This window comes from Actinomyces sp. (assembly GCF_030530635.1).
Taxonomy (GTDB): domain Bacteria; phylum Actinomycetota; class Actinomycetes; order Actinomycetales; family Actinomycetaceae; genus Actinomyces.
The window spans coordinates 1-11,195 of the sequence record NZ_JAUMUL010000026.1; the positions used below are offsets into that span (position 1 = coordinate 1).

At 67.2% G+C, this 11,195-nt stretch carries 7 protein-coding genes and 1 CRISPR repeat array (1 of these 8 running past the window's edge); of the genes, 4 read left to right on the forward strand and 3 right to left on the reverse strand.

Translation table 11 applies throughout. The features are described 5' to 3' along the window. Nucleotides 1-767 precede the first annotated feature (767 nt). Nucleotides 768-2,129, reverse strand: coding sequence for an O-acetylhomoserine aminocarboxypropyltransferase/cysteine synthase family protein (locus Q4A20_RS07705; protein ID WP_303122056.1), 1,362 nt, complete (start codon nucleotides 2,127-2,129; stop codon nucleotides 768-770). Between the two features lie 315 nt (nucleotides 2,130-2,444). Between Q4A20_RS07705 and Q4A20_RS07710 the strand changes: the two genes are divergently transcribed. Beyond that, nucleotides 2,445-3,848 carry an NlpC/P60 family protein gene (locus Q4A20_RS07710; RefSeq protein ID WP_303122058.1) on the forward strand — a complete coding sequence of 468 codons (1,404 nt, stop codon included), beginning with the start codon at nucleotides 2,445-2,447 and terminating at the stop codon, nucleotides 3,846-3,848. Between the two features lie 107 nt (nucleotides 3,849-3,955). Here Q4A20_RS07710 and Q4A20_RS07715 read toward each other — a convergent pair whose 3' ends face one another. After that, a complete protein-coding gene (locus tag Q4A20_RS07715; RefSeq protein ID WP_086616070.1) occupies nucleotides 3,956-4,456 on the reverse strand; it encodes an inorganic diphosphatase in 501 nt (166 codons plus the stop codon). Nucleotides 4,457-4,719: 263 nt separating this feature from the next. Here Q4A20_RS07715 and dacB point away from each other — a divergent pair, with 263 nt between their 5' ends. The 3 genes from dacB (at nucleotide 4,720) to hpt (ending at nucleotide 8,066) form a co-directional block, all read left to right on the forward strand. Beyond that, nucleotides 4,720-6,114: a D-alanyl-D-alanine carboxypeptidase/D-alanyl-D-alanine-endopeptidase gene (gene dacB, locus Q4A20_RS07720; protein WP_303122063.1), complete on the forward strand. Its 1,395-nt coding sequence runs from the start codon at nucleotides 4,720-4,722 to the stop codon at nucleotides 6,112-6,114. Between the two features lie 3 nt (nucleotides 6,115-6,117). Then, nucleotides 6,118-7,344, forward strand: a complete 1,227-nt coding sequence (locus tag Q4A20_RS07725; protein ID WP_303122065.1) for a zinc-dependent metalloprotease — start codon at nucleotides 6,118-6,120, stop codon at nucleotides 7,342-7,344. A 167-nt stretch (nucleotides 7,345-7,511) separates the two neighbouring features. Beyond that, entirely contained in the window at nucleotides 7,512-8,066 is a 555-nt protein-coding gene (hpt, locus tag Q4A20_RS07730; RefSeq protein WP_303122067.1) for a hypoxanthine phosphoribosyltransferase, read from the forward strand. Nucleotides 8,067-8,092: 26 nt separating this feature from the next. Here hpt and cas6 read toward each other — a convergent pair whose 3' ends face one another. Then, nucleotides 8,093-8,896, reverse strand: coding sequence for a CRISPR system precrRNA processing endoribonuclease RAMP protein Cas6 (gene cas6, locus Q4A20_RS07735; protein WP_303122069.1), 804 nt, complete (start codon nucleotides 8,894-8,896; stop codon nucleotides 8,093-8,095). Between the two features lie 333 nt (nucleotides 8,897-9,229). Beyond that, a CRISPR array of direct repeats spans nucleotides 9,230-11,195; the repeat unit is 37 nt; unit sequence GTCAGGAAGCACCTCGCACCTTAAGGTGCATTAAGAC (it continues 866 nt past the right edge of the window).

Below are 11,195 nucleotides of genomic sequence, written 5' to 3' on the forward strand. Positions count from 1 at the left end.
CGAGGTCGGTTGATGTTACGTGCCGAGGTCGGTAGATGTGGTGGTCCCGCTGCTGGGCGGTTGCTTCGGGACTCGGGGCCACCGAGCGCGCGGGTTCGCGCTCCAGTACGCGGGTAAGCCGCCGAGCGGTCCTACGCCAGGTGCTCGCTGGTATCCCGCGTCGAGGGGCCTGCGCGCCCACCGTGGGTACAGGGGGAGTCCCGGCGGTGTACGCCCGAACCTGCCCCTGGCGCCACGCGGCCTAAACGAGTTCTTCGTTTTCGAGAGTATGCCGGTTGGCGGTGCGGGCCTCCGCGGTGGCGCGACCTGGAGGTGCTGGGAGCGCGGAGCCGAAGTGGTAGGACTGCGGAGCCGTGGGGGTGTTGGGGACGCCCCTTCGGTGTCTACTACGCCGGTTAGCCCTCTGTTGAAGAGTCCATAGCCCTTCACAAACACCTAACCGGCGTAGTAGAGCACGAACCGGCATAGCAGACGATCCCGGCTACGGGCACGAAGACGCCGTCGGCCCGCCGCCGCTGCCCGTCATCCTCCGGGAGCGCCAGACCCCACTGCAATCTCGCATACTGGCTCGGCCTGAATACAGTCCGGACCCAGACCCCGCGCGCACCCTCACAGTGGCAGACGCGCCAGCACCCATCAGCACACCCTCAAACACGAAGAGCCCCATATCGACCGAACTCGGCACGTAAGTTCTACCGAACTCGGCGAGGTCAGGGCCGTCATGGTAGCCGGAGAGACGGCCGACGGGCGAGGCCTTGGCGCTGGCTTCAGAGCGCGGCTGCGGCAGCCAGGCCCCGCTCGAGGTCGGCGATGATGTCGTCTACGTGCTCAATGCCGACGCTCAGGCGCACGGTGCCGGCGCTGATGCCGGCGCGGGCGAGTTCCTCGTCGGTCAGCTGCGAGTGCGTCGTGGTGGCCGGGTGGACGGCCAGCGAACGGACATCACCGATGTTGGCCAGGTTGGAGAACAGGCCGAGGGCGTCGATGAAGGCCGCGCCGGCCTCGCGCCCGCCGGCCAGATCGAAGGCGAAGACGCTGCCGGCTCCCCGCGGGCAGTACTTGCGGTGCAGCTGGTAGTAGGGGCTCGACTCCAGCCCGGAGTAGCGCACCTCGGCCACCTCGGGACGGTCCTGGAGCCAGCGGGCCACGGCGAGCGCGTTGTCCACGTGCCGATCCATGCGCAGCGAGAGCGTCTCCACGCCCTGGGCGATAAGGAAGGCGTTGAGCGGGCTGGCGGCGAAGCCGAGGTCGCGCTGGCCCTCGGTGTGGGCCTTGAGGATGAAGGCCATGTTGCCCAGCGGGCTGCCCACGCCCAGGTCGCGGGCGTAAACGAGCCCGTTGTAGGAGGGGTCGGGGGTGTTGAAGCCGGGGAAGCGCTCGGGCTGGGCGGCGAAGTCGAAGTTGCCGGAGTCGACGATGACGCCCATGACGCTCGAGCCGTGCCCGCCGAGGAATTTGGTGGCGGAGTGGACGACGATGTCCGCGCCCCACTCGAAGGGACGGATCAGATAGGGGGAGGCGACGGTGTTGTCCACCACCATCGGGATCCCGAGGGCATGCGCGGCCTGGGAGATCGGCTCGATGTCGAGGATGTCGCCCTTGGGGTTGGGGATGGACTCGCCGAGGAAGCAGATGGTGCGTTCGTCCGCCAAGGCGGTCCAGGCCGCCGGATCGGCGGGGTCGGACACGAAGCGCGTCTCGATGCCGAACTTGGGCAGGGTGTGATTCAGCTGATTGACGGTGCCGCCGTACAGGGACGGTGAGGCAACGATGTTGCTGCCCTGGCCACCCAGGGTGACGAAGGTGAGGGTCTGGGCGGCCATGCCGGAGGAGACCAGGTGTGCACCCACACCACCCTCAAGGGCGGCGATGCGGCGGGCGACGATCTGGTTGGTGGGGTTGTCCAGGCGCGTGTAGATCGGGCCGAGGGACTTCAGGGCGAAACGGTCGGCGGCCTCCTGGGTATCGGGGAAGACGAAGGAGGTGGACTGGTAGATCGGGATGGCCCGCGCCCCGGTGTCGGAATCGGGGGTGTGGCCGGCCTGCACCTGCATGGTCTCGAAGTGCCAGCCGCGCGGGTCTGCGGCGGAGGGGATGTGCGCCGGGGCGTCGGACGGGGTGTCAGCCATGAGAACTCCTTGGATCGGCGACGGGTCATTGTAGAGGTCGTCGGAGGGCCTCGGGTGGAGGGCCTTGGAAGGTCGCGTGACCGGCCGGACCTGTGGGCAGAACGCTACCGCAGCTACATATATGACCAATGTCACACGCATTGATTGTGTGTCGTAGATCCGCTTCATTTCAGGGATCGTGGTAAATGGAGATGCTTGTGTGGCTTCTGTGACTTCTGGTGCCCCTGTTTTCTCTGTGGGTTTTGGTGGGTAAGGTTCGGGTGATACACGGGTGCGTCGGTCAAGGAGGCGCGCCGGAACACGTACGGAGAACTTGTGACCACGACCAATCGCACGCGTCGCACACGTGCCGCCCGGCGTGTCGGTGCCTTAGCCGCGGCACTCGCTCTCGCCGTCACGCTCGCCCCGGCGGCGTCATCCGACGAGGTGACTCAGGATGACATCGACCAGTCCAAGACGGCTGAGCAGACGACCCGGACCTCGATCGCCGGCCTTGAAGCCGAACTGGCGCAGTTGACTGCGAACACCACTGCCGCCGAACTCAAGGCGGCGATCGCTAATGAGGACTATCTGACTGCGCTCGGGGAACTCGACACCGCCACCACCGAGGCGGACAAGGCCCAGGATGCCGCCGACGCCGCAGCGGCGGACACCGAGAAGGCGCGCGCCGACCTGGGCGCCGTGGTCGTGGAGGCATATCAGGAGGGCAGCTCCGGTTCCCTGGACGCCCTGGCCCCGTACCTGTCGGGCAAGTCCCTCGGTGACGCCACCGATATCAGTGTGGCCTTGGAGCGCACCGGGGAGAACACCGACGCCGAGCTGCAGAATGTGGAGGCCCTACAGGCGGTTGCCGACACGATGCAGTCCATCGCCGACGGCAAGGTGGACGCCAAGCAGACCGCCGCCGACGCCGCTGCCACCGCCAAGGCCGACGCCGATGCCGCGGCCACGGCCGCCCAGACGGCGCAGGCCACCGCGGAGACCAAGCGCGCCAACCTCATTGCCAAGCTCGCTGAGCAGCGCAACACCACCGTTGAACTTGAAACGGCCTACCAGAACCAGTTGGAGGCGGAGCGCAAGGCGCGGGAGGAGGCCGCCGCCAAGGAGGCGGCCGAGAAGGCGGCAGCGGAGCAGGCCGCGGCCGAGGCGGCCCAGGCCGCCCAGCCTCAGGCTCCCGAGGAGTCCACTGGTTCACCTGAGCCGGCTGAGTCTTCGGAGTCGCCCGTGGAGCCGGACGAGGACTCTGCGCAGCCCGCCGCACCCGCACCCGTCCAGAACGAGGACTCCTCGCAGTCCTACGGCGGGGACTCTTCGGGCTCGCCGGGTGTCTCCCAGCAGACGAGCTCGGGCTCGTCGGGCGGGGCGCAGGCGGCCATATCCGCGGCGTACTCCTACATCGGTGTGCCCTATGTGTGGGCCGGGGAGTCCTATGGCGGCGTCGACTGCTCGGGCTTGACGATGCTGGCCTACCGGGCTGCGGGCGTGTACCTGACCCACTCCTCCCGGGCGCAGTACGGCGAGGGGACGCTGATCCCTCTGGGGAGCGCCCAGCCCGGGGACCTGGTCTTCTGGTCCTCCAACGGAACCCAGTCGGGGATCTACCACGTGGCCATCTATCTGGGTGACGGGCAGATGATCGAGGCGCCGACCTTCGGTTACACGGTGCGTGTGACGGCGATGCGCTACTCGGGGACCATGCCCTACGCGGTTCGCCCCTGAGCGCCTCCGGGCGTAAGACATAGGCGGCCGTCGGTACCCGTTGTGCGGTACCGGCGGCCACCGTCGCTATTCAGGGCTCTTCGGTGGCTCTTCAGCGGCTCGTGTGTTCAGTGCCCCTCGCGGGCGATGCGGGCGGCCTCGCGCTCGTATGACAGGCGGATCTCCGCCTCGGCCTCCTCGCGGCCGACCCAGTGCGCGCCCTCCACGCTCTTGCCGGGTTCGAGGTCCTTGTACACCTCGAAGAAGTGCTGGATCTCCAGGCGGTGGAACTCGGAGACGTCCTCAATGTCGGTGCGCCAGGAGGCGCGCTGGTCGCCCGCGGGCACGCACAGGACCTTGTCATCCCCGCCCTTCTCGTCGCGCATGCGGAACATGCCCAGGGCGCGGCAGCGGATCAGGCAGCCGGGGAAGGTGGGTTCCTCCAGCAGCACCAGTGCATCGAGCGGGTCTCCGTCCTCGCCCAGGGTGTTGTCGATGAACCCGTAGTCGTCCGGGTAGCGGGTGGAGGTGAACAGCATCCGGTCCAGCTTGATGCGCCCGGTGGTGTGGTCGAGTTCGTACTTGTTGCGGTTCCCCTTGGGGATTTCGATCGTCACGTCGAATTCCACGGCTGTCTCCGTTCCTCGCGTTGTCGGCTGATGTTGACGTCCCGGGGCCGAGCGGCCGGGCCGACGGCGGTGGCGCCGGGCCCGTGTGCGGGTCGCCGACCGGCCCGTGACACGACGGAGACGTCGTCGCGCCGGAAGGGCCGGCCCTTATAGCACTAGTGTGGACTATGACGGCGCATCCGGAGGAGAGGGCCGTGCGACCCGCCGTGGACGCGGCCGCGCCTCCCCGGTCGCCGGATTGTCCAACCGAACCCGGAGGAGTCGTGCACAAGGCCCAGATCGCAGCTCTGACGGCAGCCACGCTCGTCGTCGCCGGCGCCTATTACGGCCTGGCCGACGCCCTCGATCTGGTGCCCGGCGTGCTGACCGCCTCACCGGCCGACTACAGCGTCCAGCCCTTCCCCACCGCCTCCGCCGTGGCGCGGGACCCCGAGGCCGCCTCCGGCCTGTCCGCGGACGCCCCCGTGCCCGAGGCGGCCGAGCTGACCGCCCTGGCGAACACGCTGGCCGGTGATGAGCGCGTCGGGCAGGGGCGCACCGGCGTGTCGATCGTGGACGTGGCCAGCGGCCGGGAATTGGTGGACCACGGTGCGTCGACCGCGCTGACCCCCGCCTCCTCCAACAAGGTGCCGGTGGCCTGGGCGGCGCTGTCTTTCATGGGTGCCGACCACACCCTGCGCACCACCGCCGTGCTGAACGACACCACACTCACCCTGGTGGGTGGAGGCGATGTGCTGCTGGCCGAGGACGCCGGAGATCCGGGTGCGACGGTGGGTCGCGCCGGCCTGGGGGATCTGGCCCGTCAGGCCGCCGCACAACTCCAGGAGCGGGGCGTGACCAGCGTATCCGTGGCCCTGGACGACACCTTGTTCACCGGCCCCACCTGGAGTGACGATTGGGAGGAGGGCAACGAGTCCTGGGTGGCTCCGATCCAGCCGCTGATGGTGGATGTGACCGCCTACCCGTCGGGGGGATATCCGGCCGACCCGGCCCTGGAGGCCGCGCAGATCTTCGCCGAGCACCTGCGCCGGGCCGGCATTGAGGTGAGTGGCACCGTCACCCGGGCGGCGGCGAGCCCCGGGGCCACGGAGGTGGCGGCCGTGGAGTCCGCGCCGCTGGCCGACATCCTGTCGGTTTCCCTGAAGGCCTCCGATAACACCATGACTGAGGTGGAGGGGCGGCTGGTGGCCCTCGCCGCCGGTGAGGAGGCCAGTTTCACCGGGGCGGCCCGGGCGGTGCTGGGGCGGCTGCGGGACGATGGTTTCGACGTCTCCGGTGTCACCCTGCGCGACTCGAGCGGGCTCGCCCTGGGCAACAAGATGCCCGCACGACTACTGGCCCAGATCATCGCCCGTGCGGCGGGTGCCGAGGCGGGCACCACCGGACGCAGCCTCATGACCGCACTGCCGGTGGGCGGCCTGGACGGCACGCTTAATGACCGCTTCATCGGCGTGGCCGGTGCCGGCACGGTGCGCGCCAAGACCGGTTCCCTGGACACGGCCGTCTCCTTGACGGGCACGGTGGTCACCGCCGATGGGCGCCTGCTGGCCTTCAGTGTGATCGTGGACGGTTTCGCGGAGGGTGGGCTGTACTCCGCCCGGGTGGCGATCGACGACGACCTGGTCTCCCCGCTGGCCGCCTGCGGCTGCGAGGGCTGAGTGGTGAGCGGCCTGCGGGGTCACCTGGTGGACGGCGCCGCCCGCCGCGGGGTCGGGGATGAGCGGCCCGGCGCCCGGGGTGGGGTCGGTGGCCGCAGCGCCGCCGACGGCGTCGACTGGGATGGGGCGCTGCGACTGGCCCGCCTGGCCACGCCGGCGGGGCCGCGAGTGCCCGGGGCGGTGGGCCGTGGGGTAGTGGCCCTGTTGCGACGTAGCGCGCAGGACGCCCTGCCGTGGGCGGCACAGATCACCGGTCTTGGCTTCGCGGCCCGGCGGGCCGTGGGCGGCTGCCGGGTGCTGGTGGTGGATCGGGTCGGTGTGCAGCGGGCCAATGCTGCTTTTGCGCGTGCCCTCATGGAGCGGGTGCCGGAGCCTTCGGGCTCACGGTCCGGGGCGACGGCGATCGCCTCCCGGAGTGTGGCGACGGGGGCGGTGGCCGGCCTGCTTGGCCTGGTCTCCGCCCGCGTGCTCGGGCAGGTGCTGCCCGCTGGGCCGGGTGCCGGAGTTGTTGACGGGTCCGGGTTCGAGGCGGCCGGCGATGCGGCGGTGGCCGCTGTGGCTCCACCGGGTGTGGATACGGCTGCGACCCGGATGCTGCTGGTGGCGCCCAACGTGCTGCGCCTCCAGCGGGAACGGGACTTGGACCGGGTGGATTTGGCCGCCTGGGTGGCGCTGCACGAGGCCGCTCATGTTCTCCAGCTCGCCGCCGCCCCCTGGCTGGCCGGGCACTTGGCGACGCAGGTCGGTGAGCTCGCCGTGGCGCTGGTGGGTGCGCCTAAGGCGGGTGGGCACCGGGGCCCGGGACGCCTGGCCCGGGCGCTGCGGTCGGGGGTGGCCGCGGGCCCGGGCGCGGCCTCACCCCTGCTGGTCGATCGCCTTGATGCGGGTGAGCGTGAACGGCTGGCCTCCGTCACGGCTGTGATGGCGCTGTTGGAGGGGCACGCCGAGGCGGTGCTGGACGCCGTCGGGCCGGGCCGGATGCCTTCGGTCCACCGGCTGCGCGCTGTGCTGGGGCATTCGCGTGGCGGTGCCGCGGGCACGGCCCTGGAGCGGCTGCTGGGAGTGGAGGCCAAGCAGGCCCAGTATGTTGACGGGGCGGCGTTCGTGCGCGCCGTCGTCGGCCGCGTGGGGCATGCGGGACTGAACGTGGTGTGGCGGGCGGCGGCTAATCTGCCGCGGCCGGAGGAGATCGCCCGGCCGGAGGCCTGGCTCGAGCGGATGGGGCTGTAGGCCGGGCCGCGGGTGCGGTGCTGGGGCGGCCGACGGCGGACGCGCCGGTGCCGCGTGGGGGAGGTGTGAAAGGATTCGGGTGGGGCCGGGGTCCGCGCGTCCTCCCGACGCGCCCCGACCGCCACGAAGTACTCGCCGGATGCTCACCGAAGGACGAGGAGGATCGTATGGATGCCGCAGATATGGGACGCGACCTGCAGCAGGTGCTCATCACCGAGGAGGAGATCAACCAGCGGCTCGATGAGATGGCCGCCCGGATCGACGCCGACTATGCCGGGCGCGATCTGCTGCTGGTGGGGGTGCTCAAGGGGGCCGTCTACGTGATGGCGGATCTGTCGCGTCGGCTGCACCGCTCGGTGCCGATGGATTGGATGGCGGTGTCCTCCTACGGGTCGGGCACGAAGTCCAGCGGCGTGGTGCGCATTCTGAAGGATCTGGATGCGGATATCACCGGTTGGCACGTGCTGGTGGTGGAGGACATCATCGACTCGGGGCTGACCCTGTCCTGGCTGCTGGGAAACCTGTCCAGCCGGGGTGCGGCCAGTGTGGAGATAGCGACCCTGCTGCGCAAGCCGGAGGCAGCGAAGGTGGAGGTGGATGTCAAGTACGTCGGCTTCGACATCCCCACCGAATTCGTGGTCGGTTACGGGCTGGATTATGCGGAGAAGTACCGCAACCTGTCGTTCATCGGCATGCTGCGCCCGGAGGTGTACGGGGGCTGAGTCGGGCACTTGGCGCCGGACGGTCTTTACTCGGCGACGACGTCGAGTGTGCCCATGCCGTAGGCGGTGTGGGAGCCGACGTTAGTGAAGCGGGCCAGAGACATCAGGCACGAGAAGGCGCGGGTGGCGGGGGCGCCCGCAACCCCGCTGATGCGTAGCGAGCCCTCGGTGGCGGGGATGGCGCGGCGCGTCAGGCGGCCGCGTTGATCGGTGCGGGACATCCCCAGGCTCACCCGCACCGACTCGGTGCGGTCCTGCATGGTCAGCACGCTGAGGTCGTCATGGCGGAGTTGGGGAAGCAGCGTCGCGGGTGACCAGGCACGCCAGCGGGCGTGCAGGCTGGTGGCGAGTTGCGCAGGGGTGATTCCGGGGATGTGGCGGCCCCGGGAGGTGAAGACGGTGGGGCTCAGCAGGGTGATCTCCCAGGCGGTGGCCGCGTCGTCTGCGGCGAGTTGCTCCCAGGAGGACTGCTCCAGTATCTGTGCCTCGGTGGCGACCACTAGCGTGGTTCCCTCCGGGCTGCCGTCGCCGAGGGGGAGCACACCACCCCAGGCGAGCCAGCCGTCAAGGTTGTCCAGCAGCCGGTCGTCGAGTAGGCGCAGTTCGGCGCCGATTGTGCCCGGTTGCCCGGACATCTGGCCGACGCTGTAGGGCTTGGGGCCGGGCAGGTTGTGTGGGGGGCGGGCCGCAAGGGATGGGAGCCGGGCGGCGCGTTCGGGGGAGATCCCCTCGGGAAGTTCGAACACGTGGCCCCAGGCGGCATGGAGGCGGCGCGGAGTGAGTACGGCTGCGTCGGGGGCGTCGAACTGAAGGAAGACGGTGCTCGGCATGCCTAACTCCGTGGTACGGGTCTGGTTGACTGAGGTGACAGCGAGATGGCCGATGACCCAGCGGGAGGAGTGGTGACCCCCGCGGGAGGGCCGGTGCCGGTCCCGCGGGCACAACTGTGTCACACGCACCTGCGGCTAGGTGAGAAAACGGCATGAGTGCGTGGGAGGCCGCACGGGCGCGGGCCCGCCGAGGGCGTCGGTGGCGAATGGCGTCAGCATGCCGGAATGTGGTAGTTTACTGCCGGTGCCAGTCGGCTGCGCAGGGTGCTTGTGGAGCCGGTGGCGATCCAGGGCCTGGAAGTGGCGCGATTGCGCGGCTCTCAGAACCAGGGGGTCAGGAAGCACCTCGCACCTTAAGGTGCATTAAGACGATTGATAGTCAGCACGGGATATGCGGTTGTCTCGTCAGGAAGCACCTCGCACCTTAAGGTGCATTAAGACGGTGTATGGATACTCCCAGGAGGGCTATTTTGAGGTCAGGAAGCACCTCGCACCTTAAGGTGCATTAAGACCTTTCGCTTCTTTTCTACGGCGCGATCCATGATCCGGTCAGGAAGCACCTCGCACCTTAAGGTGCATTAAGACTCAAATGATCGCCCGTCCATCCCCTGCTGACACGTCAGGAAGCACCTCGCACCTTAAGGTGCATTAAGACCAGACTATTTGGGTACTCGGCGATATCATTGATTGTCAGGAAGCACCTCGCACCTTAAGGTGCATTAAGACTGCATCCACTGGGCGGAACAGGCGCTCACCCTCCGTCAGGAAGCACCTCGCACCTTAAGGTGCATTAAGACCCATGTCGATCACCACTTGGCCTCCGTCATTGCCGTGTCAGGAAGCACCTCGCACCTTAAGGTGCATTAAGACGCCAGACGGCACCCCCACCCCCGCCGACACCAGGTCAGGAAGCACCTCGCACCTTAAGGTGCATTAAGACTGTAAAACAATCCCCGGTCGATATTCGTGTCCCAAGTCAGGAAGCACCTCGCACCTTAAGGTGCATTAAGACCGACCTTGACAGTCTCCTGCACTCCCGACTCGACGGGTCAGGAAGCACCTCGCACCTTAAGGTGCATTAAGACTGTTACCGCGACTGCCGCTGACGGGTATGTGTTCCCGTCAGGAAGCACCTCGCACCTTAAGGTGCATTAAGACGCAGAGGGTGATCTGTTTGAAGGTCTGGCCACAGTCAGGAAGCACCTCGCACCTTAAGGTGCATTAAGACTTCTTATACCGCGTGGATTGCGGCACCCACCACCCAGTCAGGAAGCACCTCGCACCTTAAGGTGCATTAAGACTCCGGGATGGGGCGCAGGTGCAGCGTGTTCAGGCAGTCAGGAAGCACCTCGCACCTTAAGGTGCATTAAGACGTAAAGGACTCCAATGGCCAGGCCGTGGACCTGACGTCAGGAAGCACCTCGCACCTTAAGGTGCATTAAGACACGGAAATGGTAGGGGCGCAGATTATCGAACCCGGCGTCAGGAAGCACCTCGCACCTTAAGGTGCATTAAGACGAAACCGGAACCGTTGACAGCCGACGCCATGTGCGGTCAGGAAGCACCTCGCACCTTAAGGTGCATTAAGACAGGGAGTTCTCTCCCTCGGCGTTGAGGTCCCAGTCAGGAAGCACCTCGCACCTTAAGGTGCATTAAGACCGAGCAAGACTGAGCGAGCAGAAGAAAAAGCACAGTCAGGAAGCACCTCGCACCTTAAGGTGCATTAAGACAACGGTAACCTGCATGACAGGTAGGCCCCTTTTCTGTCAGGAAGCACCTCGCACCTTAAGGTGCATTAAGACTCCATGAGACGGCGGGCTTCGCGACGAGCTTCGAGCGTCAGGAAGCACCTCGCACCTTAAGGTGCATTAAGACCGGGAACGTGTACGCAGTGATCGTTCCCTTAAGTCAGGAAGCACCTCGCACCTTAAGGTGCATTAAGACGCAAATTGTGCAGCGCCTCAGTCCAGGTATCCCCGTCAGGAAGCACCTCGCACCTTAAGGTGCATTAAGACGTCTTGCAGAACTGCCAAAGGATCGCTGCCAAGAGTCAGGAAGCACCTCGCACCTTAAGGTGCATTAAGACTTGTTTGAAGAGTGCCCTGATTTTGTTTTGGTAGTCAGGAAGCACCTCGCACCTTAAGGTGCATTAAGACCTGCAAGCGGGCGTTCGTGCGCGCGTAGGCTCCGCGTCAGGAAGCACCTCGCACCTTAAGGTGCATTAAGACTATAACAGAACGACTTGGCGAACCTCTCATCCGTCAGGAAGCACCTCGCACCTTAAGGTGCATTAAGACAC

Coding starts and splice junctions, on each gene's coding strand:
- Q4A20_RS07705 (WP_303122056.1), bottom strand. CDS start 2,129: ATGGCTGACACCCCGTCCGACGCCCCGGCGCACATCCCCTCCGCCGCA.
- hpt (WP_303122067.1), top strand. CDS start 7,512: ATGGATGCCGCAGATATGGGACGCGACCTGCAGCAGGTGCTCATCACC.
- cas6 (WP_303122069.1), bottom strand. CDS start 8,896: ATGCCGAGCACCGTCTTCCTTCAGTTCGACGCCCCCGACGCAGCCGTA.